Source organism: Gilliamella bombicola, assembly GCF_900094945.1.
Classification (GTDB): domain Bacteria; phylum Pseudomonadota; class Gammaproteobacteria; order Enterobacterales; family Orbaceae; genus Gilliamella; species Gilliamella bombicola.
Window position 1 is genome coordinate 89,073 of sequence record NZ_FMAQ01000001.1, and the last position, 22,426, is coordinate 111,498.

At 37.2% G+C, this 22,426-nt stretch carries 18 protein-coding genes and 1 other RNA gene; 8 read left to right on the forward strand and 11 right to left on the reverse strand.

Annotated features, from left to right (window positions below):
• Positions 1–4 precede the first annotated feature (4 nt).
• The 4 genes from zapA to GA0061081_RS00440 all read left to right on the forward strand — a co-directional run bounded on the left by zapA (position 5) and on the right by GA0061081_RS00440 (position 2,734).
• Positions 5–289: a cell division protein ZapA gene (gene zapA, locus GA0061081_RS00425; protein WP_091346048.1), complete on the forward strand. Its 285-nt coding sequence runs from the start codon at positions 5–7 to the stop codon at positions 287–289.
• Positions 290–353: 64 nt separating this feature from the next.
• Positions 354–535, forward strand: a non-coding RNA gene (gene ssrS / locus GA0061081_RS00430) — 6S RNA.
• 29 nt (positions 536–564) lie between these two features.
• Positions 565–1,110 carry a 5-formyltetrahydrofolate cyclo-ligase gene (locus GA0061081_RS00435; protein ID WP_091346050.1) on the forward strand — a complete coding sequence of 182 codons (546 nt, stop codon included), beginning with the start codon at positions 565–567 and terminating at the stop codon, positions 1,108–1,110.
• Positions 1,111–1,273: 163 nt separating this feature from the next.
• The gene (locus GA0061081_RS00440) at positions 1,274–2,734 is read left to right on the forward strand and encodes a catalase (protein ID WP_091346053.1); all 1,461 of its coding nucleotides are present in this window, start codon (positions 1,274–1,276) and stop codon (positions 2,732–2,734) included.
• Between the two features lie 61 nt (positions 2,735–2,795).
• Here the strand turns inward: GA0061081_RS00440 and GA0061081_RS00445 are convergent, their stop codons facing one another.
• From GA0061081_RS00445 to purH, 11 genes are all read right to left on the reverse strand, one after another.
• On the reverse strand, positions 2,796–3,407 hold the full coding sequence (locus GA0061081_RS00445; protein WP_091346055.1) for an AAA family ATPase: 612 nt from the start codon (positions 3,405–3,407) through the stop codon (positions 2,796–2,798).
• 11 nt (positions 3,408–3,418) lie between these two features.
• Entirely contained in the window at positions 3,419–4,276 is an 858-nt protein-coding gene (locus GA0061081_RS00450; RefSeq protein WP_091346057.1) for a class II fructose-bisphosphate aldolase, read from the reverse strand.
• A gap of 11 nt (positions 4,277–4,287) precedes the next feature.
• Entirely contained in the window at positions 4,288–4,695 is a 408-nt protein-coding gene (locus GA0061081_RS00455; RefSeq protein WP_091346059.1) for a hypothetical protein, read from the reverse strand.
• Positions 4,696–4,709: 14 nt separating this feature from the next.
• Positions 4,710–5,999 carry a PTS sugar transporter subunit IIC gene (locus GA0061081_RS00460; RefSeq protein WP_091346062.1) on the reverse strand — a complete coding sequence of 430 codons (1,290 nt, stop codon included), beginning with the start codon at positions 5,997–5,999 and terminating at the stop codon, positions 4,710–4,712.
• 21 nt (positions 6,000–6,020) lie between these two features.
• Positions 6,021–6,323 (reverse strand): PTS sugar transporter subunit IIB, encoded by a 303-nt coding sequence (locus GA0061081_RS00465; RefSeq protein WP_091346064.1) that lies wholly within the window; start codon positions 6,321–6,323, stop codon positions 6,021–6,023.
• Positions 6,324–6,349: 26 nt separating this feature from the next.
• Positions 6,350–8,440, reverse strand: a complete 2,091-nt coding sequence (locus GA0061081_RS00470; RefSeq protein WP_091346065.1) for a BglG family transcription antiterminator — start codon at positions 8,438–8,440, stop codon at positions 6,350–6,352.
• Between the two features lie 954 nt (positions 8,441–9,394).
• On the reverse strand, positions 9,395–10,006 hold the full coding sequence (locus GA0061081_RS00480; protein WP_091346069.1) for a hypothetical protein: 612 nt from the start codon (positions 10,004–10,006) through the stop codon (positions 9,395–9,397).
• A 12-nt stretch (positions 10,007–10,018) separates the two neighbouring features.
• Positions 10,019–10,771 carry a 23S rRNA (guanosine(2251)-2'-O)-methyltransferase RlmB gene (gene rlmB, locus GA0061081_RS00485; RefSeq protein ID WP_091346071.1) on the reverse strand — a complete coding sequence of 251 codons (753 nt, stop codon included), beginning with the start codon at positions 10,769–10,771 and terminating at the stop codon, positions 10,019–10,021.
• Positions 10,772–10,778: 7 nt separating this feature from the next.
• A complete protein-coding gene (gene rnr / locus GA0061081_RS00490; RefSeq protein ID WP_091346074.1) occupies positions 10,779–13,214 on the reverse strand; it encodes a ribonuclease R in 2,436 nt (811 codons plus the stop codon).
• 517 nt (positions 13,215–13,731) lie between these two features.
• Positions 13,732–15,030 (reverse strand): phosphoribosylamine--glycine ligase, encoded by a 1,299-nt coding sequence (gene purD, locus GA0061081_RS00500; protein WP_091346078.1) that lies wholly within the window; start codon positions 15,028–15,030, stop codon positions 13,732–13,734.
• 61 nt (positions 15,031–15,091) lie between these two features.
• On the reverse strand, positions 15,092–16,684 hold the full coding sequence (gene purH / locus GA0061081_RS00505) for a bifunctional phosphoribosylaminoimidazolecarboxamide formyltransferase/IMP cyclohydrolase (protein WP_091346080.1): 1,593 nt from the start codon (positions 16,682–16,684) through the stop codon (positions 15,092–15,094).
• Between the two features lie 262 nt (positions 16,685–16,946).
• On the opposite strand from purH, the gene idnO reads away from it, so the two are divergent.
• The 4 genes from idnO (at position 16,947) to GA0061081_RS00530 (ending at position 22,324) form a co-directional block, all read left to right on the forward strand.
• Complete coding sequence (gene idnO, locus GA0061081_RS00510; RefSeq protein WP_091346082.1) at positions 16,947–17,711, forward strand: gluconate 5-dehydrogenase; 765 nt, start codon at positions 16,947–16,949, stop codon at positions 17,709–17,711.
• 129 nt (positions 17,712–17,840) lie between these two features.
• Complete coding sequence (locus GA0061081_RS00515; protein ID WP_091346084.1) at positions 17,841–19,094, forward strand: MFS transporter; 1,254 nt, start codon at positions 17,841–17,843, stop codon at positions 19,092–19,094.
• 129 nt (positions 19,095–19,223) lie between these two features.
• Positions 19,224–20,216 (forward strand): DNA-binding transcriptional regulator IdnR, encoded by a 993-nt coding sequence (gene idnR, locus GA0061081_RS00520; protein WP_091346086.1) that lies wholly within the window; start codon positions 19,224–19,226, stop codon positions 20,214–20,216.
• 920 nt (positions 20,217–21,136) lie between these two features.
• Positions 21,137–22,324 carry an MFS transporter gene (locus GA0061081_RS00530; protein WP_091346091.1) on the forward strand — a complete coding sequence of 396 codons (1,188 nt, stop codon included), beginning with the start codon at positions 21,137–21,139 and terminating at the stop codon, positions 22,322–22,324.
• Positions 22,325–22,426 lie beyond the last annotated feature (102 nt).

A 22,426-nucleotide genomic window follows, 5' to 3' on the forward strand; every position in this document is an offset into this window, starting at 1 on the left:
AAACATGGAAACTCAAGCTGTCACTATTCAAATTTTTGGACGAACATTAAAGTTCAATTGTCCTGTTGATGAAGTCGAAGCACTTAATCGTGCAGCAAAAGATTTAGATACGCGCTTAACAAATTTACGAGAAAAGTCCCCTCAGGTTGGCAGTGATCAACTTATTATGACTGCGGCGCTAAATATTTCTTACGAACTGACAAAAGAAAAAGAACGAAGTAACGAATTTGGTGATCGGCTAAAAATGTTACAACAATTACTTGATTCTGCCCTAAATACCAACAATTAACTATTTGAATTGTAAATTTAATACAAATGGTATTGTATGATCTGGTAAATTTTGTATTATGTACCCAACTCTGAGATGATCGCGATGTGGGTTAGTCCCCTGAGCCGATAATCTTATCTTAAGAACGGAGTGATTTTTAATTGGTGAGTATGCCTTACTTGTAAGGAAACCTAAAAATTAAAACACGATGTTCACCTTGAACCGTGGGTTCAAGGGTTACGACCCTAACGACATCTTGGAGCTTCCTTTCGACCTTACAACAACAGTGAAAACTGATGAATATTAGGCAAATTATACGTCAAAAAAGACGACAATTATCTCCCAATGAACGTGACACTGCGCAACAAACTATATATCAAAAAATTGCCCGTCACCAAGCGATTAACACTGCAAAAAATATCGCCATATTTTTATCATTCGATGGCGAAGTAGATACAAAACCCATTATCGAATATTTATGGCAGCAAAATAAATCTGTCTATTTACCTATTATCCACCCTTTTGTCTCGACACATTTACTCTTCTTAAAATACACTAGCCAAACCAGACTTATTAAAAATAAATTTGGTATATTAGAACCTGAATTAAACGTATTAAACGTACTACCTAACAACCAACTTGATGTCATCTTTACTCCGCTAGTTGCTTTTGATCAACGTGGTTATCGTATTGGGATGGGCGGTGGATTTTACGACCGATTACTAGCAAATTATCAATCAAAAAAAATCTTACCTATTGGGCTTGCTTTTGCTTGCCAAAAGGTACAACATATTGATAACAAACCTTGGGACGTCAGACTGCCCGAAATTATTTATGCTTAAGTTTATTGATAATAAATTAAACACATTTTTCTAAGTATAAAAATAATCATATAAAACTTTTTTACTATGCACTACTGTTCAATTTCCTAGTACATAATATTCAAAAGCAATTGAGTCTTTCATCTTTAAAAGCTTTTTTAATATCATATAAAGGAGTGTTGCAATGTCAGATAAAAAAGTACTAACCACTAATAATGGCGCACCAATAGCCGATAACCAAAACTCTCGAACTGCCGGTCCTCGTGGTCCAGTTTTGTTAGACGATTTCCAACTTATCGAAAAACTTGCCCATTTTAACCGTGAAAATATCCCTGAACGACGAGTACACGCCAAAGGCTCTGGCGCACATGGTACCTTTACGGTAACAAATGATATCACCCAATATTCTCATGCTAGCCTATTTGCTAAAGTTGGTAAACAAACCCCAGTTTTTGCAAGGTTTTCAACTGTTGGTGGAGAACGAGGCTCATCGGATACAGCGCGTGATCCCCGAGGGTTTTCAGTCAAGTTTTATACCGATCAAGGTAACTGGGATATTGTAGGCAACAATACTCCTGTCTTTTTTATTCGTGATGCGCTCAAATTTCCTGACTTTATTCATACCCAAAAACGTGACCCTAAAACCAATTTAAAAGATCCGCAAATGATGTGGGATTTCTGGTCTTTATCACCAGAATCACTTCATCAAGTCACTATTCTATTTTCTGATCGTGGTATTCCTGATGGTTATCGACATATGCACGGCTATGGCAGCCATACCTATAGCTTAATAAATGAAGATGGCGTTCGCACTTGGGTAAAATGGCATTTTAGGACTGAACAAGGCATCAAAAATATTCATCCCCAAAAAGCGGCAGAGATGGATGGAGCCAATCCAGATTCGGCACAAGAGGATTTATTTAAAGCCATTGAACATGGCGACTACCCAAAATGGCGTCTTTACATACAAGTCATGACCGAAGAGCAAGCCAATAACCATCCTGAAAATCCGTTTGATGTGACTAAAGTGTGGTCACAAAAACAATATCCATTAATCGAAGTCGGTGTAATGGAACTGAATCGTAATCCTGAAAACTATTTTGCAGAAGTTGAACAAGCGGCCTTTGAACCAAGCAATGTGGTGCCTGGAACAGGTTTATCACCAGATAAGATGCTACAAGGTCGAATTTTTGCTTATGCCGATGCACACCGCTATCGTATTGGTACTAATTATCAACAATTGCCAATCAATGCCCCAAAATGCCCAGTACACAATTATCAACGCGATGGTGCAATGCGTTTTTATAGCCCAGATAATGCCCCTAACTATGAGCCTAATAGCGTCGATAATGCACCAAAACAGCAACCACAATACGCCGAACCACCAATGCATGTACCAGCTGGAACAATGGATAGGCACGATCATCGTGTTGATGACGATTATTACTCACAGCCACGCGCATTATTTAATTTAATGAATCCCGATCAAAAGCAACTGCTTATTGATAATATCGTTGGCTCAATGAAAAATGTAAAGCGTGACATTCAAATTAGACAGCTCAAACACTTCTACAAAGTACATCCTGATTATGGTTCTGGAATTGCCAAAGGACTAGGGATCGATGTTGACCTAATAAAAAGCTAGTACTTAAAATAACAATGCCGACTAAAATTGGTCGGCATTTTCATTTTGATAATGGCACTATTTATAACTTAACTATTTGCTTCAACTCATTCAATAATCTTGAGTAATCTACTTTAGTAAAGTCAGTGACATCAACTTGAATCAAGTTACCTAAAACAAATTGATCATACTGCCGCATTTGGCAAACTTGATAGAATTGATCCTTAGTGATTAAATCATCAGCAAGATTTCGATTTTCTAACGTATCGCCATAATGATAATGTTGCATAATATGACATAAATGGCGCTCAGGTGAACGATCACGCTGGTAACGACGTTGCCATATCACATCAAAATCAGCAACTAAGCGAATGGTTATCACTTGATAGTGATATTGCTCAGCAAATTCACTCAGTTGCCTTTTTTGCTTATCACTAAATGGGTATTCAGAAATAATCACCCTTTTACCTGCATCCATATACAGTTGTAAAACACCGTAATAAAATTGCCAAACTTTGTGTTCTAACGCTTCCTTTTCAGCTTTACAATTAAAGCCAATAGACTCAGCATATAAAATTTTGGCTTCATCGGGTGTGATAACAAAGCTATCTTTAAATTGCTGTTGCAATTGATTAACTAGATAGGTTTTTCCCGTACATGGACAGCCTGCCAGTAAAATTAAATATTTCTGCATGCTTACATACCCTAGTTAATACGACTATTAACGTTAAGAAACAAACTCATTTTATGTTTGACAATTTCTTTAACCGCTTGATTAGCGGGAATAATATTGTGCCGTAATGATTTATTCACTTCAGTATCAGCAAACTTATCTTTGGCAACTTGCGTCCAATTAACTAATAGTTCGGTACCTACATTAAATTTACGAATACCATTATTAATCAGTTCTGGGTAATCTTCTTCTTTAACACCAGTACCACCATGAATAACCAAAGGAATATCAACCATAGCGTGAATCTCTTTTAATAGCGGAATATTCACCTCTGTTTTTGATTTAAACTGTCCATGATTAGTACCAATGGCAACAGCTAATGCATCAATACCCGTGGCTTGAACAAACGCTAACGCATCTTTCGGTTTGGTATAAACTCGATCGTTAGGATCAACATGAATGCCCTCTTCTGTTCCGCCTATCGTGCCTAATTCACCTTCGACCGATACGCCACGTGCATGCGCATACTCAACCACCGCACGGGTTTTTAAAATATTTTCTTTAAATGGTAAGGATGAGCCATCAAACATCACCGAGGTAAAACCACTATCGATAGCTTCTTTAATATCATCAAAACTTTTAGCATGATCTAAATGCAATACAGCATCAACAATCTCTTCATCGGCGATTGCTTTTACCGCATTAACCAATACTTTAAAGCCAATATAGCGTGCGGTATCAACGCTAGTTTGTATAATAATTGGTGCACCAACTTCTTTCGCTGCGCGTAGCATATCAGGCAGCATTTCTAAGTTATGCGTGTTAAACGCACCAACGGTAAAATTGAGTTTTTGAGCTAATAATGTGACATCTTTTAGTGTGGTATACATAATCGTTTCCTTTAATCTCGTTGAACCGTAACTTGTTTGGCAATGTTGCGCATGGAATCCATTTTATTCATCCAAAAATCAATATCGTCCATTGAACCATGTTTTGCGGCATCGGCACGTTTATGGTTGTACAAATTCATTAATGCTTTATAACCTTCTCCAATTGATTTTTTATGTTGTAAACTCTTTTCTAAATACTCAATTGCAAAATCAACACGATCTAATTGGCAATAAAGAAGCCCTGTTGTTTCACATAATGAGGCTAAAGTTACCGCATCATCTGTATGATCAATTTGTTGTAACAATTGACTAATTGATTGTTCAATTTGGTCAATTTGTGTTGATGTCAGGCTACTTGTTATGTCTGGTTTATCAACCAACTCTTTTTTGGGCTTACTTTTTTTAAAAAAGTTAAACATAGCAAACTCCTATCCTAAAAATGCTTTAATAAAGGACTTAAAATCCATGCATAAAGTAACGCCGCTGTAACTGTATCAACATCGGTTGCTGTTGCATTAATAAAGCCCATTTGATTAAAGATAGTCACCAGTAATGCAGGTAATAAAGTAATAAAGAAACCATGCGCAATACCACCAATGAGCGCACCACGGCGACCACCAACAGCATTACCAAATATGCCTGCGGTACCACCAGCAAAAAAGTTGGTTAACATTCCTGGTAAAATCATGGCTAATCCAAAAGCTGGTAACGTCAACATCGCAATCACAGTACCAATTGATGTGGTAATAAAACCTAAAATGACTGCATTTGGGCTATAAGGAAAAAACACAGGACAATCAAGCGCCGGTATAGCATTAGGAACCACTTTCATCGCAATACCTCTAAATGCGGGTACAATTTCACCGAGCAATAACCTAACGCCAGCTAATAACACATAGATCCCCACAACAAAAATAATGGCTTGCGTAAAGGCATACATCACATAATTTTGGCTACCCGATAATGTTGAAGCATACTCCTCACCGGCAAAAAGAACCGTAATAATATAGAGTGGGATCATAACGACCATGACTGACAGATAGGTATCTTGCAAAAATTCAAATGATTTAGGTAATTTCATCTCTTCAATTGAACGTTTGTTTTCACCTTTCTCCCCCACAACATAAGCAACACCCGCTTCAAACAAATAACCAATTGTACAAAAGTGACCAAGCGCAATGTCATTAGATCCCGTCACTTTACGAATAATCGGCTGTGCAATAGCTGGCATAAATACCGCAAAAAGTGCACCAACAAAACCGCCGACTACAATTAACACGACTCCAGAAAGTCCAGCAAAACTACCAAATACCGTGGTCATGGTTGCCATCCAGAGAATAGCCTGACCAGTTAAAAAGATATATTTCCAGCGAGTAAAACGGGCAATTAGAATATTAAAGATAAAAATCATCAAAAAAGTCAAAGCAATATCACGACCTAAACCTAACTGATTCATGGCTTGGCCATTAATCGCTTCAATAGACGGGATAATCCCTTGCATATCAAATCCAGCGGTAAAAATGTGCCCGAAATAGGTCAAACTGCCAACAATAATACTTGACCCCGCATTGAGCACTTGAAAGCCCAATAATGTTTTAAGCGATCCCGAAATAATTTGACCTACTGATTTACGTTGCAACATCAAGCCAAACATAGCAATGAGACTAATTGTTATCGACGCTTGCGTTAAAATATTATCAATAATAAAGTTAATTACGTTCATAGTATTCTCCTATTTGGCAATTTAAAGCAGCCCTTTTTGTTGCAATACTGGACTTAACTTCTCATCTATTTCAGTTTTTGAGACAATATTTTTGAGATAAACAATTGAGGTCTGTTCACGGATATTAAACTTAGCAAACTGTGGACGAAAATTTTCAGCCGTGATAATAATATCGGCGTTCATAGAAGCAGCAGATGAAATATCCGTATGATCCAACTTAGCATCAATTCCTTTGGCTTTTAGCACGTCTTCAGTCGCCATTTGCGCGGCAAAACTACTGCCTAATCCCGCACCACAAACAAATAAAATAGTTAAATTACTCATTTTCAATCCTCCTATAATTTAATGGTTCAATCCGAATTAGGTTCATTAAATAAAATGTTCTTAAATTGCTGTACCGAATGACACATTGTTAAGCTTTCAAGTTTTTGTTCATCATTAATTAACTCAATCAAACTACGCATAATATTGAGATGAGAAAACGAATCGATAGCAGCTAAACAAAATATGATTTTAACAGGTCCCATTTCTGAATTACCAAAATCCACGGGATGACGGAGAGTCACGACACTCACCCCTAACTGGTTTACACCATCTTCAGGGCGAGCGTGTGCCAGCGCTAAATTTTTGCCTATAACGATATACGGACCATATTGCTCGACCGACGTAATCATGGCATCAATATAAGATGGTAAAATAAATTGTTTTTTTAATAATGGCTCAGCCGCAATTTTGATCGCTTGTTGCCAATTTGAACTATCTTGCTGCAATATAATGTCATTATCGGTAAGAATATCTTTCAACATAGGCTGGATTTTCCTTTTATTGATTTTAAGATTATTAATCGCTAAACATTTTTCGAGTTGGTTATAAATAGGTGCTGACACGATGCCACCACTTTGTTGAATCAAATCAACCAATGAATAGAAAAGATCGGTCGCATCAACCAAATTATTTACAACGCGTTGATTAGCCCTGTGCTTAGCTAAGAAATCAGTGATAATAGGATGATTTTTCTCTTTTAAAATCGGTTCTAACACCAATACTGGATGAGCTAAGTGTGGTAATGGAAAAGTAGAAAATATTAAGTCAAAATCGAGTTGAGCTAATAAATTCTGATCATTACGTCCCAAAATGGCTAGTACATCAATATTAAAAAACTCTTTAAGTGTTTCTGCTAATAAGTTAGAAGTTGCTATACCATGGTCACAAAAGACCACTGCTTTAAAATAGTAGCTTCGCTCTTGATTAATTGCGCTTGCAAAGGTAGAAAAATGAATAGTTAAAAAGGCAATTTCGTCATCAGATACTTTATGAGTTAAGGTCGTTTCAAGTTCTTGCATAAACATAGCAATAACTGAATAAATTGCACCATAGTTTTGTTTGATGTTATCGAGTAATGGATTAATAATATGAATATTATTACTCACTCGCGCAATAAGACCTGCTAAATGTTTACATAAATTTTCGTACAGCTGTTCTTGTTTAGTTGAAAATGGAATTTGTGTTTTTTCTTCGACATAATTAACTAACTTAATCGCTAATAACTGCGCATTTACCCACTCTATATAGTTATTGATATCCTTGGTATTGAACGCTTCTAGCATATAAATAATGTATTGTTGTTCTTGTCTATTAACTTGCAAAGCAACATGCCGACAAACCAAATGAATAAATTTTGCTATTTCGCCCAAATCATTATTATTAAAATCAGTTCTTATCATGGTGAGATGATGTTGCTGCTGGTTTCTAATTACCCAAATAGCAGTAAAAACAACCAGTTGTTGGATATAAATCTCATCATGAATCTGGCTAATAGTTTGGTGGGCTAATTTTAATAAGTCACAGATAAGAGATTGAGGAATATAATTAAACAATAACTGCTGTATCAAGCTTAATTCATTTAATGGTTTATCAAATTCTAAATTACCTGCGAACTGATTAATCGCTTCATACATCATCAAACGAATAGAGCGTTCTAAACCAACAAACTGCATACCCGATTTAGGCTGGCTACTTAATTCAATATCATATTTTTTCAGCCGAGCTTTGAGTTTTCTAATATCTTCATCTAAAACACTTTTTGAAACAAAAAAAATACTTTCTTTATGACTGAGAATGGTTGGAGAGGCAGAAAACGCAATAGACAGTAACAAATCAAATTGACGTTCATCTTTACTTAAAATTGATGAAGTTGGCACGCCCAACAATGCGTTGTGAATTAACTGTTTTTGATCTTGCGTCGCATTGATTATAAAACCTTTACTACGCACTGTTGAAATTAAAGGAAATTGTCTTTGCGTTAAAAACTCATTAATTTCTTGGATTTCATTGCGAATGGTTCGCGCACTAATCTGAAACTCTTCCGACAACATCTCGGAGGTGATCGGATAGTCGATTGAAATAAATTTTTTAAATAACTCAATGGTTCTTGTTCGCATAAGCTTATTCACCTATTTACTTCATAAATTAAGTATAAGTGAGATAGATTTGCTTACCTAGTTGGTATTTTTGCCAATAAAAATGGCAAAAATTACTAGTAAAAAAAGAAAAAAGATTGAAAGAAGAAAATAGTGTTAAATAACACACACAAAATAATGTTAATAAAATATTGATTATAATTATTTTTTAACAATAACCGCTGAAGATCAGCGACCTGTTCTGCGAACTATTAGTCTATATGAAAAACCGCTTTGCAACCCCGTTTTTATTGTGTATTTTCCCATCTAAAAGGCATTACCATACCCAATAATATTTATAGCCTGAAACGGCTATACAAAAATTTTTAGAATTTATTAATATATAGGGTGAAAGAGTGTTATTTGTCCATCATGTTTAGGTAAAATAATCAAAAGATTAAAGATAAAAAAGGATTAACCAATGAAAATCATTAAGCTAGTTGTTATATTGTTGTTTAATTGTGTCGGAGGATTGCTAAGTTATCAATGGTGCTATCGCTTTATCAAAAAACAATACAATACACCTGAATATTATTATTTAATATATTATGGCTTGTGTTATTTCTGTTTTATTCTTATTTCAATCTTCATTTTAAACAAAATAAAAAAATCATCTGGATTAGTCATTTGTGGTTTACTTATTGGCATTTTAATTAGCCTCATTTTTATGATTATCCGCCAGCTAATTCAAGATCCTTATTTATATCAGCGTTATTTAATTAATTTAATTGGTATTGATTTGCTGATATCATCATGGATTACTCTTAATTTTATAATATATCCAGCAATTTTATTGTGTTGTCATTACTCGATTTTTTTGATTGAAAAAATATATAGCAAAATTAGTTTAAACTGACAGTAAAGTATCAAAACTAATAGATACGCTTTGCTCACTGCGCCGGTATATCAAAAATGTATGCCTGAGTTGTTTTAACATTAACGACGTTTTTTTCGGGCCGTTATCGCCACCAATAACGGACGATGGCATTTATAAATCATGTCTGCAGGTAACATAATTAATTCAGCCAACGGCACCGTCCAATCAGGAATTTCGGTATTTTCAGGGTGTTTATCATCAATAGGAATATCAATAGAATAACGCTGTGCACTGGCAAACAACGCTTGTTTTTTAGCGATATCAGTATCATCGGCATCATTTAGCATTTGGCAGTTATCAAGCACTTTTTGAGCAAAAAGATCAGGCCAATTGGCAGGCTGATCTTTAAGTTCAACAAGCTCGGCGATATGCCGAAGCATATCACGAAATAGCAATAAATAAACCATCTGCAAATTACGACCTGAAAGCTTGGCTAATTGATCGTCAGATAATTTATCATTAATAACACTCGGTCCCCACTTAAAAAACAAAGTATCTTTATAAATTTTGATAATTGGTTTAATTGCTTTAAATTGTGGTTTAATTAGTTTGTCAATTTCACCTGAAAGTTGCATAGTAGGGTAACCAACACGATTACGTCCATTAAGGTCTCGCTCAGTAAGTGGCTTTTGTTTTTTTCGAGATAACAATTTTTTAATTAACCCAAACATATTAATCCCTTACTATCTATTTTTTTGCCGCACAATTTCAAATAAACAAACACCAGTTGCTACCGACACATTAAGCGATGACACAATGCCGGCCATTGGAATGCTGACTAACTCATCGCAGTGCTCTTTAGTTAAACGGCGCATCCCTTCACCTTCCGCCCCCATCACCAAAGCAATTGGAATCGCTGTTGATGTTTTATAAAAATCGGTTTGATAAAGCGTACAATCAGCTTCGCCAGCAGTACCCACAATCCAAACTTGATATTCATCTTGTAACATTCGCATCGTACGTGCCAAATTGGTCACTCTAACCACCGGTACACTTTCAGCTGCGCCACAGGCAACTTTTTGTGCGGTGGAATTAAGCGGTGCTGAGCGATCTTTTGGCACAATAATAAAATCGACTCCAGCGGCATCAGCGGTACGTATACAGGCACCTAAATTATGCGGATCGGTAACACCATCTAAAATCAAAATAACGGGGGTTGGTTGCTGTTCCATCAATAACGGGATATCATTTTCTTGATATCCTCGGCTCGGTTTTACCATAGCTAAAATACCTTGATGCACACCGTTTTTTGACTTTTCATCTAACCATTGACGATTAGCTATTTTCACTGGCAAGCCAAGTTGCTCTAACTGACGTACAACGGCAATAAGACGCTTATCTTCACGCCCTTTAATAATAAATACTTCAATAATTCTTTCTGGCGAACGCGCTAATAATGCTTCAATGGCATGCAGGCCATAAACTGTTTCACTCATTTATCTGCTACTCTTTTGTTTTATTAACTAATTTGGTTTTATTGACTGATTTTGGTTTCGATTTGTTACGTTTTTTACTTTTAGCTTTCGCTTCAATTTTCGTGCTTGATTTCGCACTCGGTTTAGCCTTTTTTTTAGTACTTGGCTTAGCACTACTTTCGCTAGTTGATTTTTTACCTTTTCGCTTAAGCGGCAAATCAGCATACTGATCGGTTTGGGATTGTTTAGACTTCTCTTTTGCTGTTTTACCTTGACGTTTCGGCTTATTATTACTGCCAACCAGTGAAAAATCAATTTTACGTTCTTCTGGATTAACATTATCCACTTTTACTTGCACTTTATCGCCTAAACGATAAGTAAAGCGGGTATTATCACCAATTAAGCGATTACGCGAACCATCAAAAGTATAATAATCATTTTCAAGCGATGACACATGCACTAAACCATCAATAAATAGATCGTCTAACCGCACAAAGAAGCCAAAATTAACTACGCTTGAAATCGTACCGTTAAAAACCTCGCCTACATGATCTTGCATATAATCACATTTTAGCCAATCAACCACATCACGCACAGCTTCGTCGGCACGTCGTTCAGTCATAGAACAGTGCTCGCCAAAATAGAGCATTTCGCTTGTATTATAACGGTACCCGCCAGTCTTACTAGTCTTTTGTTGTTCATCGGCTAAAATCCATTTAATAGCACGGTGCAAAAGTAAATCAGGATAACGACGAATTGGCGAAGTAAAATGTCCATATTCCTCAAGCGCCAAACCAAAATGACCTCGATTTTCAGGATCATAAATGGCTTGCTTCATTGAACGCAAAATAACGGTTTGCAACATATCATGATCAGGACGCGTTTCAACCACCGTCATTAATTCGGCAATATCTTTAGGTTTAACATTAGCTCCACCACCAAGCGACAATCCTAGTTCGCTTAAAATGCTACGCAGATTATTTATGCGATCTTCATCGGGTCTATCATGCACACGGAATAATGAAGGAATATCAGCCTTAATCACTAATTTTGCCGCAGCCACATTGGCTAAAATCATGCACTCCTCGATGATTTTATGAGCCGCATTCCGCTGTGCAAGCTCGACGCTTTCAATACGCTTATCGGCATTAAAGATAAATTTAGGCTCTTCTGATTCAAACCCTATTGCCCCACGGGCAACACGGGCTTTATCAAGCACACTATAAAGCCCGTAGAGGTTCTCAAGATGAGGAACCAAATCATGGTAATGCTCACAAAGTTCCTCATCACCCTCTAAAATTTTAGCCACTTTGGTATACGTTAACCGAGCATGCGAATTCATCACCGCTTCGTAAAACTCGTATCCTGTCAAACGGCCTCGATTAGACACCGTCATTTCACAAACCAAACACAAACGATCCACTTGCGGATTTAACGAACATAGTCCATTAGATAAAACCTCGGGCAACATAGGCACAACTCGTGAAGGAAAGTAAACCGACGTACCACGCAAACAAGCCTCTTTATCTAACGCTTTGCCCGGCCGAACATAATAACTCACATCGGCAATAGCCACCCACAAACGATAGCCACCACCACGATTTTTTTGACAATAGACCGCATCATCAAAATCACGCGCATCTTCACCATCGATGGTAACTAAAGGTAAATTGCGTAAGTCTTTACGACCTTTTTTGGCACTTTCGGGCACTTGATCGGTAAATTTACTAACTTCGGCTTCAACCGCTTGAGGTAATTCATAAGGGATTTCGTGATTACGCAGGGCAATATCAATAGCTAAATTCGTCCCCATCATTTCGCCAAGGACTTCTTTAATCACACCCACCGCTTTTTGGCGACGCTCTGGTCGCTGTTGTAGCTCAACTACCACAACCGATCCCATACGTACGGTGCGATCAGGTTTACCCGTTATTAAAATATCAAAGTTCAAACGGCTATCATCAGGCACCACAAAACCAACACCTTGCTCGATAAAATAACGACCAACAATTTGATTACTACGCGGCTCTAAAATTCGCACTACCCTAGCTTCGGTTTTACCACGATATTGTGTACCGATAGGCTGGGCTAAAATCACATCACCTTGTAACACCTTTTTCATCTGCTCAGGTGCTAAAAAATAGTCCTCAGGGTTCCCCTCTACCCGCAAAAAGCCAAAGCCATCACGGTGGGCAATAACCTTACCTTTGACCATGTCAAACTTTTCGGGCAAGGCATAACATTTGCGACGCGTAAACACCACTTGCCCATCACGCTCCATTGCGCGCAAACGACGGTGCAATGCCACTTTTTGCTCTTCATTTTTAATGTCGACAGCTTGGGCAATTTTTTCTAAACTTGCTGGTTTTGCTTCTTGTTTAAGGTAATCTAAAATAAGCTCACGGCTAGCAATGGGGGAATCGTACTTCTCGGCTTCGCGGTCAAAAAATGGATCTTTTATCATAAGGGATATCCTGTGACTAATATTAGCGCTAGCATAACATAGAGTGCTATAACTTAAAATGAAGATTCAATTTATAAACAAGCGTCAAAGAGTTGTTAATGTTTTGAGGGTTATGATTGACAAGTTCTTTGCATAAATAAGGATAAAATTAATTTTATCCTTATTTAAATTCAATTAATCATTTCCATTTTTTCTTTTTTATGTATCTACGTGGGGTTTCAAGAAAACTAATAAAAAATACATACAATATAAAAATTAAAACAGCCGACCAGAAAAAAATAAGTTCTAAAAAAAGCCCTTCTCCTGGCTGACTTATCATAAACAGGCTATATAAAAAAATAAAATAAAATAAAAATAAAGAAGAGCTAAACGTCGTTTACGATTTAAAGTTTTATCATTATCATAGTCCATTGCAATATATTCCGAAAAATAGTGCCGAATAAAACACCCAACAATGGAAAAAAAGTAATAGCTAATCCATATTTCAATAGCCATGCAAATATCCTTATTTTATAAATTAAGATTTGTGGCAGTTTTTTTCCCTCTCAATCGCACGATAACCAATATCATGGCGATAAAAACAACCATGCCAATAAATACCTTTGATGTGCTCATAAGCACGCTGTTGCGCTTCAAGTACGGTGTTGCCAAGTGCTGTTACGCACAACACACGTCCGCCATTGGTGTAAACGCGACCTTTTTCTAGACTAGTACCTGCGTGGAAGATTTTGCAATCATCACTTGATTCGGCAGGCAGTCCAAGGATAACGTCTTGGGTATTATACTCACCCGGGTAACCGCCGGCTGCTAGGACTACACCTAATGCAGGTCTTGGATCCCATTTTGATTTGACGGTATCTAATTTCCCATCCACCGCTGCAAGGCAAAGTTCAGCCAGATCCGATTGCATTCGCATCATTATTGGCTGTGTTTCGGGATCGCCAAATCGGCAATTAAACTCAATAACTTTTGGATTACCTTCTTTATCAATCATTACACCCGCATATAAAAAGCCAACATAAACATTGCCTTCTTGTGCCATACCATTGACCGTTGGGTAGATGATTTCATCCATTATTCGTTTAAAAACAACCTCAGTCACCACTGGTGCTGGCGAATATGCCCCCATACCACCAGTATTTAAGCCTGTATCACCGTCGCCAACACGTTTATGGTCTTGGCTAGTTGCCATGGGCTCTACATGTTTGCCATCCACCATGACAATAAAGCTGGCCTCTTCGCCATCTAGAAACTCTTCAATCACGACTCGGTGACCGGCATCACCAAAGGCATTACCGGCTAACATATCACGCACAGCATCTTCAGCTTCTTCCACTGTCATGGCAACAATCACCCCTTTACCAGCGGCTAGCCCATCAGCCTTAATCACAATCGGTGCGCCCTTTTCACGAATATAGGCAATGGCTGGAGCGACTTCGGTAAAGTTTTGATATTCTGCAGTAGGAATTTTGTGGCGAGCTAAGAAGTCTTTAGTAAAGGCTTTTGACCCTTCAAGTTGTGCAGCGGCTTTAGTTGGTCCAAAGATTTTTAATCCCGCTTTTTGGAAGCTATCAACAATACCAATTACTAACGGGGCTTCAGGTCCCACTATAGTTAAATCGATTTGTTCTTGCTGAGCAAAGCTAAGCAGACCACTTACGTCGGTAGCTTTGATGTTGATATTTTCTAAGCTAGGCTCTAGAGAAGTACCGGCATTGCCTGGTGCAACAAAGACTTTAGAAACCAATGGTGATTGTGCGACTTTCCAAGCAAGTGCATGTTCGCGCCCACCATTACCAATGACTAAAACTTTCATAAAAGATCCTTTAATGATGTCTTTTTAATAATAAACAAGGTCGCCCTATTAAGGTCTAAAATTAGTGCCTAAAATGGCGCATATGCGTAAATATCATTGCAATATTGTGTTCATTGGCCGCTTGGATCACTTCGTCATCGCGAATCGATCCACCGGGTTGAATTACACAAGTCACCCCTGCTGCGGCAGCGGCATCGACCCCATCTCTAAATGGGAAAAATGCATCTGATGCAACAACAGAACCTGCAACGTTTAAATTTTCGTCTTGCGCTTTAATGCCTGCTATTTTTGCGGAATAAACTCGGCTCATTTGCCCTGCACCAATACCAATTGTCATGTTATCTTTTGCATAAACAATGGCATTGGATTTAACAAATTTAGCCACTTTCCAACAAAATAGCGCATCAGAAAGCTCTTGGTCGGTTGGCTTACGCTTGGTGACTACCGTTAATGCATCTGGTGATATCATGCCTAAATCACGATCTTGCACTAACAAACCGCCATTGACACGTTTAAAATCTAAACTTGCTGACGCTGATGTTGACCATTCGCCACATTCAAGCACGCGCACATTTTTTTTAGCTTGAATGATGATCAGCGCTTCTTGACTAACTGAAGGTGCAATAATCACTTCAACAAATTGTTTATCAACAATCGCTTGGGCGGTTTTAGCATCTAACTCTCTATTAAACGCAATAATGCCACCAAAAGCTGAAGTGGGGTCGGTTTTAAAGGCTTTTTCATAAGCGTTTAAAATGTTATCGCTAACGGCAACACCACAGGGGTTGGCATGTTTTACAATCACACAAGCGGGCTCGTCAAATGATTTTACGCATTCAAGTGCAGCGTCAGTATCAGCAATATTATTATAAGAAAGCGCTTTACCTTGCAGTTGCTTTGCCGTTGCAATCGAGGCTTCTTTGACATCTTGCTCAACATAAAAAGCCGCTTGCTGATGGGCGTTTTCGCCGTAACGCATATTCTGTTTTTTAATGAATTGTAGATTTAACGTTCTAGGAAACTCGCCCGATGGTTCATTGGTTTCGCCCATATAAGGAGGTACTAATTGCCCAAAGTAGTTGGCAATCATGCCGTCATATTTAGCCGTGTGTTCAAAGGCTTTAATAGCAAGGTTAAAACGATATTCAAAAGAAAGGGAATTTTGGTTATCATCCATCATGTTAATGATATTGGCATAATCACCACAATCAACCACAATGGCAACATCTTTATGATTTTTAGCAGCAGATCGCACCATCGTTGGGCCACCAATATCAATATTTTCAACGGCGTCTTCTAACGTACAATTGGCTTTAGCAACCGTTTGAGCAAATGGGTAAAGATTGACAACCACCATATCGATTGGCGTAATTTGATGTTGTTGCATCACATCATCATCAATCCCTCGTCGCCCTAAAATGGCGCCATGAATTTTGGGATGTAACGTTTTAACTCGCCCATCCATCATTTCAGGAAATCCGGTATAGTCAGATACTTCCGTTACCGGTATCTGGTTTTCCATTAACAATTTTGCCGTTCCCCCTGTTGAAAGAAGTTCCACATTTCGTTCTGATAAGGCTTTGGCAAACTCTAAAATACCGGTTTTATCGGACACACTAAGTAAAGCACGGCGGATAGGACGAAACTGCTGCATGAGGGAAGCTCCGAGGTTGATATCTAAATTCAAATGGTTAAGTCGACATTATATATAAATTAAGGGTAGATGTTTAGTATTAACTTTTTAAAAAATTTTATTAAACAGGGTCAAAACGAGTAAATCATAATATTTGACGTTGATCACAGAATTAACATTTTCATGGAAAATCACGCATTACTAGCTTTCTTTTTTTGTTTTTCCATAATATTGTTACGCGTAACTGTTATGCATAACAATTTAAAATAAAAGGGAGAAAATAATGAAATCTTTATTCGAACTAAAGGGAAAACGCGCTTTAATTACTGGGTCAGCACAAGGTATTGGTAATTTACTTGCTACAGGCTTAGGTCAATACGGGGCAAGTATTGTTATTAATGATATTACCCAAGAACGCGCTGAAAATGCAGCAAACCAATTAAAATCACAGGGCATCAATGCTGTTGGCATCGGTTTTGATGTAACCAATTACGATTCGGTCAAAAATGCCATTGATCGTATCGAAAAAGAGATCGGCCCCATCGATATATTAATCAATAACGCCGGTATTCAACGTCGTCATCCATTTACTGAGTTTCCTGAAGCAGATTGGGACGCGGTGATTAATGTTAACCAAAAAGCGGTTTTTTTAGTTTCACAACAAGTGGCTAAACACATGATCACGCGTAAGCAAGGAAAAATCATTCATATTTGCTCAATGCAAAGTGAACTAGGTCGCGACACCATTACCCCTTATGCCGCATCAAAAGGCGCAGTCAAAATGCTTGTAAAAGGGATGTGCGTTGAGCTTGCTCGTTACAACATTCAAGTTAATGGTATTGGACCTGGCTATTTTGATACTGAAATGTGTAAAGCACTGGTTGAAAACAAAGAGTTCACCCAATGGCTATGTCAAAGAACACCTGCGGCACGCTGGGGTAAACCAGAAGAACTCATTGGCTCTGCCGTGTTTTTATCCTCTGCGGCATCAAACTTTGTCAATGGACACATTCTTTATGTTGATGGCGGAATGTTAGCCGCAGTTTAAAAAAACATATCGCGGCAATTGTATTTTTAGTTCATCAAATTGAAGAAGATTAAATCAATGTTATTAACAAAAAACGTTGATAAAAATTGTCGCCAAAATCACTTTATTATTATTTAAAGCGAGAAGAGCATGAATATAACAAACAAACTGGCGCCATCTCGTTGGTGGCGATTAATGCCAATCATTTTTATTACTTATAGTTTAGCCTATCTAGACCGTGCCAATTATGGCTTTGCCGCAGCTGCGGGGATTAACAAAGACTTAGACATCAGCCCCAGCACATCCTCATTAATTGGCGCACTTTTTTTCCTTGGTTACTTCTTCTTCCAAGTACCTGGATCTATTTATGCAGTTAGGCGAAGCGTTCGCAAACTCATTTTTGTATGTTTAATACTATGGGGATTATGTGCCGCATTGACAGGAATGGTCAGTAATATTCCATCACTTATGGTGATCCGTTTTGTACTCGGTATTGTTGAAGCAGCCGTTATGCCATCAATGCTAATTTACATCAGCACATGGTTTACTAAAGCTGAACGCTCAAAAGCCAACACGTTCTTAGTTTTAGGTAATCCAGTAACCGTATTATGGATGTCAATTGTATCTGCGCACTTAATCGACCTTTATGGTTGGCGCGAAATGTTCATCATTGAAGGGTTACCGGCTGTATTATGGGCAGTGATTTGGTGGATCCTTGTACGCGACAAGCCATCGGAAGTTAAATGGCTAACTGATGTCGAAAAAGCGGATTTCCAAGCCGCTATGGACAAAGAACAACAAAACATCAAACCCATGCGCAACTATGGCGAAGCGTTTCGTTCAGGCAATGTCATTAAACTTTGTGCAGTGCACGCATTGTGGAGTATTGGCGTATATGGATTTATGATGTGGATGCCATCAATCATCAAATCAGCAGGTAAAGTTGACATCATATCTGTTGGCTGGTTTACTGCCATTCCTTATTTTGTTGCTATTGCTATGATGTTAATGGTCTCTTTCTATTCCGACAAACTACAAAATCGCAAACTGTTTGTTTGGCCATTATTACTTATAGCAACTATCGCATTTTTTACTGCTTATTTGCTTGGAGCTGAACATTTTTGGATCTGTTTTGTGCTTTTATCACTTGCAGCAGGTTGCATGTACGCACCTTATGGACCTTTCTTTGCCTTAATTCCTGAACTATTACCAAGCAATGTATCTGGCGTGTCAATTGGCTTAATTAATAGCTTTGGGGCACTGGGCGCATTTATTGGTGCTTGGTTAGTTGGTGTTATCAATGCAGTAACTGGCAGTGCGGGAGCATCATATATCTTTATGGGGGTATCTTTAGTTTTATCAGTTATTTTAATGGCTAGTGTTAAAGCACCTAAAAATAATTAATAATATAACCAAAATAAGAAGACAATAGACATTGTCTTCTTATTTATTGTAACGAATATTATTTCTTTTCTTGTTTTTGCTGTTAAAATGCCACACATTCAACCGGCATCCCTTCTAAAATAACAGGTTATGAAAGATAAACGCATTAGTTTACAAGATATTGCCAATTTAACTGGCGTGACTAAAATGACCATTAGTCGCTACCTAAGAGATCCAAAACAAGTCTCTGAAAAAAATCAAGAAAAAATAGCAAAAGTACTAAAAGAAATCCAATACATCCCCAATCTTGCCCCCCAAATAATGCTTGGTTCACGCAGCCATTGTATTGGTATTGTTATACCGTCTTTTAAAAATCAAATATTCACCGAAGTGCTTGCTGGAATTGAATCGGTCGCATCAGCTCATCATTACCAAACAATCATCACTAATTACAATTATGACAAACAGCTAGAAGAAGAAAAAATCATTAATCTACTATCATACAACATTGATGCACTTGTCTTGATGGAAAAGGACCACACCGAAGCCACCCTACAATATCTAAAAACAGCCAACATTCCTGTTGTTGAACTTATGGATATCACCCAAAGTTTTTTTGACATCCAAGTCGGCTTTGATAACGAACAAGCTGCCTATGATATGACATTGCAAATGATTGAATCTGGTAAAAAAAATATAATCTATTTTAACTCAGTCGCCAGTGCTCGAGATACTCAACGCTACCATGGCTATCAGCGAGTCATGAAACAAGCAGGACTCACGCCACACCAAATCATACCTGATGCGATATCATCAATAGACTTAGGCAAAAGCCTATTTCACCAAGCCATTCAAAAATACCCTGATATGGATGGTGTTTTATGTACTAACGATGATATGGCAATTGGGGTCCTGCTTGAATGCCTAAATTATAATATCCCCGTACCAGAACAAATTGCCATTGCTGGCTTTCACGGCTTAGAAATCGGCCGAGCTAACCCCCAAAAAATCGCCACCGTCATCACGCCACGATTTGAGATTGGCAAAGTTGCGATCGAGTTATTGTTAAAAAGGTTGAATGGAGAGAAGGTTAAAAGTAGTGTTAATTTAGATTATAAGATTGATAAGGGGCAGACTGTTTAGGGGATGTTTTTTTTAGAAAAAACAGCAAAATAAAAACTCTAATAAAATCAATACTTTTTCTGACCACTTTTTGGATATAATTGTATTGCTCCAGCTTCGGGTAGCCAAAGCGTGGAATTGCAAAGGTAATTCGCTTTAATTCCCTTTGCTCGGACGTGATCACTGTGGCTATCTTGTTCACCCAAGGTCAAAACGTCCGAAACCACTGCACAATTTATTCTATTCACCAACTCCAAAAATCCTGATTTTACGTAAAAAATCAGTCAGAAAAGGTGTTGATTTTATTTAAGTTTTTGTTTTTTCATTTGGCTAATCAAAATAGAAAAGTTTTTTTAGGATTTATTTTGATTTAGTAATATGAGTAATAAATGCGCTATTAATATTTGGAGCGGGAAACGAGGTTCGAAAACAGCTTGGTAACCTGTTGGACTAGTTCCTAGTGGACACTTATGGACTTCTATGGATTCACGAAAAATACTTTTTACTAATCCTCATCTTATGGCGCTAAACCATTCATTGACAAGTTATTGAATAAAAGCATCTAACATTTTGTGTGGTTCAGCTTATCTAAATTGATAGTTAATTGTGATAAATATTTCTCATTATGTAATAAATGATTGGAATTATACAGCTATAAAATTATTTGTTAGCATGAATTCATTGTGTATTACTTACCTAATTATTTAGTAAATCTAAGAATATTTTTCCTATACCTGGCACAAGGAGGTTAAGTTATTTAATTGAAAATATTAAAGTTGTAAATATCACATTAAGTCCAAAGGACATTGCCTTTATTGATAAAAGCATGGCTAATTTTGTTATTCATGGAGAACCTTATCCTAAGGAGGATATGGTTAGCTATGGCTTTGATGAATAAATTCAATTTAACCCCAAACAAATTTATAATATGAGCGAATTACATGGAAAGAACAAATAATACATTTCCCACATTGAGCCTTCTTACCTTAGCAACAGCACTGTTTATTTCAATTATGACAGAAGCTTTGCCTGCTGGTTTTTTACTGTTAATAAGTGAAGATCTAAGTGTTACAGAAGCTCAAGCGGGTCAATTAGTGACACTTTACGCATTAGGTTCTCTACTATCAGCTATCCCATTAACAATTGCTACACAAAGTTGGAATAGAAAAAAATTATTAGTAACAGTTATACTTGGTTTTGGCATTACTAATTTTATGACTGCATATTTTCTGTCTTTTACTATGATATTAATAGCTAGATTTTTAGCAGGTCTTTTTGCTGGTCTTTTATGGGCAATGGTGGCTGGTTACGCAACAAGAATGGTTAGTGATGATAAAAAAGGAAGAGCAATAACTATAGTTATGCTAGGGGTTCCGATAGCCTTATCTATAGGTATTCCATTGGGCACATTAATAGGTCAGTTAGTCGGTTGGAGATTAACTTTTCATATAATTACAATAATCTCTTTGTTGTTGGTCATTTTGATATGCCTAAAACTACCTAATTTAGAAGCATTAAAAACGAAGAAAAAGAATGCCATGTTTTCTGTACTATCTATACCTTATGTAAAATCGATTTTAGTAATAAATTTTATTTTCGCTTTTGGTCATAATATTTTTTACACCTATATATCACCATATTTACAACTTTCAGGAAATGAAATGAATGTCGATGCTGTTCTATTTATTTTTGGTATTTCATCGATTATCAGTATTGCTATTGTCGGGATATTTATTGACAAATATTTACGTAAGTTGATTATTTTATCTCTCAGTTTTTTTGCTATCTCCGGATTATTATTTTATGCTTTTGATAACATTTATTCTTTAATCTTAGTCTCAATTGTAATATGGGGATTGGCTTTTGGCGGTGGAGCAACATTATTTCAAACAGCATCAGCAAAAATAACAGGAGAATCTGCTGATATTGCACAGTCTTTACTTGTATCACTTTGGAATTTGGCAATAGCTGGTGGTGGTTTTTGTGGCGGAATGCTGCTAAATGTTTTCGATGCAAGAGTATTACCAATCATGATGTGTATTTTGTTGATATTAGCTATTTTTATAGTTTTATATGCTGGTAAACTTGGTGTTGAAAATGCAAGCGGAGACGATAATGCATCTCATTGATCTGCATTTTCACACTTTAGCAAGCTGTCATAGATATAGTTCAGTATACGAAAATATAATGTTTGCTAAATACAAGTGGAAGCAAAGTAATCGATTTTTTTT

Bases quoted from the DNA above. Each gene is read 5' to 3' on its own strand.
- zapA (WP_091346048.1), top strand. From the start codon at position 5: ATGGAAACTCAAGCTGTCACTATTCAAATTTTTGGACGAACATTAAAG.
- GA0061081_RS00435 (WP_091346050.1), top strand. From the start codon at position 565: ATGAATATTAGGCAAATTATACGTCAAAAAAGACGACAATTATCTCCC.
- GA0061081_RS00440 (WP_091346053.1), top strand. From the start codon at position 1,274: ATGTCAGATAAAAAAGTACTAACCACTAATAATGGCGCACCAATAGCC.
- GA0061081_RS00445 (WP_091346055.1), bottom strand. From the start codon at position 3,407: ATGCAGAAATATTTAATTTTACTGGCAGGCTGTCCATGTACGGGAAAA.
- GA0061081_RS00450 (WP_091346057.1), bottom strand. From the start codon at position 4,276: ATGTATACCACACTAAAAGATGTCACATTATTAGCTCAAAAACTCAAT.
- GA0061081_RS00455 (WP_091346059.1), bottom strand. From the start codon at position 4,695: ATGTTTAACTTTTTTAAAAAAAGTAAGCCCAAAAAAGAGTTGGTTGAT.
- GA0061081_RS00460 (WP_091346062.1), bottom strand. From the start codon at position 5,999: ATGAACGTAATTAACTTTATTATTGATAATATTTTAACGCAAGCGTCG.
- GA0061081_RS00465 (WP_091346064.1), bottom strand. From the start codon at position 6,323: ATGAGTAATTTAACTATTTTATTTGTTTGTGGTGCGGGATTAGGCAGT.
- GA0061081_RS00470 (WP_091346065.1), bottom strand. From the start codon at position 8,440: ATGCGAACAAGAACCATTGAGTTATTTAAAAAATTTATTTCAATCGAC.
- GA0061081_RS00480 (WP_091346069.1), bottom strand. From the start codon at position 10,006: ATGTTTGGGTTAATTAAAAAATTGTTATCTCGAAAAAAACAAAAGCCA.
- rlmB (WP_091346071.1), bottom strand. From the start codon at position 10,771: ATGAGTGAAACAGTTTATGGCCTGCATGCCATTGAAGCATTATTAGCG.
- rnr (WP_091346074.1), bottom strand. From the start codon at position 13,214: ATGATAAAAGATCCATTTTTTGACCGCGAAGCCGAGAAGTACGATTCC.
- purD (WP_091346078.1), bottom strand. From the start codon at position 15,030: ATGAAAGTTTTAGTCATTGGTAATGGTGGGCGCGAACATGCACTTGCT.
- purH (WP_091346080.1), bottom strand. From the start codon at position 16,684: ATGCAGCAGTTTCGTCCTATCCGCCGTGCTTTACTTAGTGTGTCCGAT.
- idnO (WP_091346082.1), top strand. From the start codon at position 16,947: ATGAAATCTTTATTCGAACTAAAGGGAAAACGCGCTTTAATTACTGGG.
- GA0061081_RS00515 (WP_091346084.1), top strand. From the start codon at position 17,841: ATGAATATAACAAACAAACTGGCGCCATCTCGTTGGTGGCGATTAATG.
- idnR (WP_091346086.1), top strand. From the start codon at position 19,224: ATGAAAGATAAACGCATTAGTTTACAAGATATTGCCAATTTAACTGGC.
- GA0061081_RS00530 (WP_091346091.1), top strand. From the start codon at position 21,137: ATGGAAAGAACAAATAATACATTTCCCACATTGAGCCTTCTTACCTTA.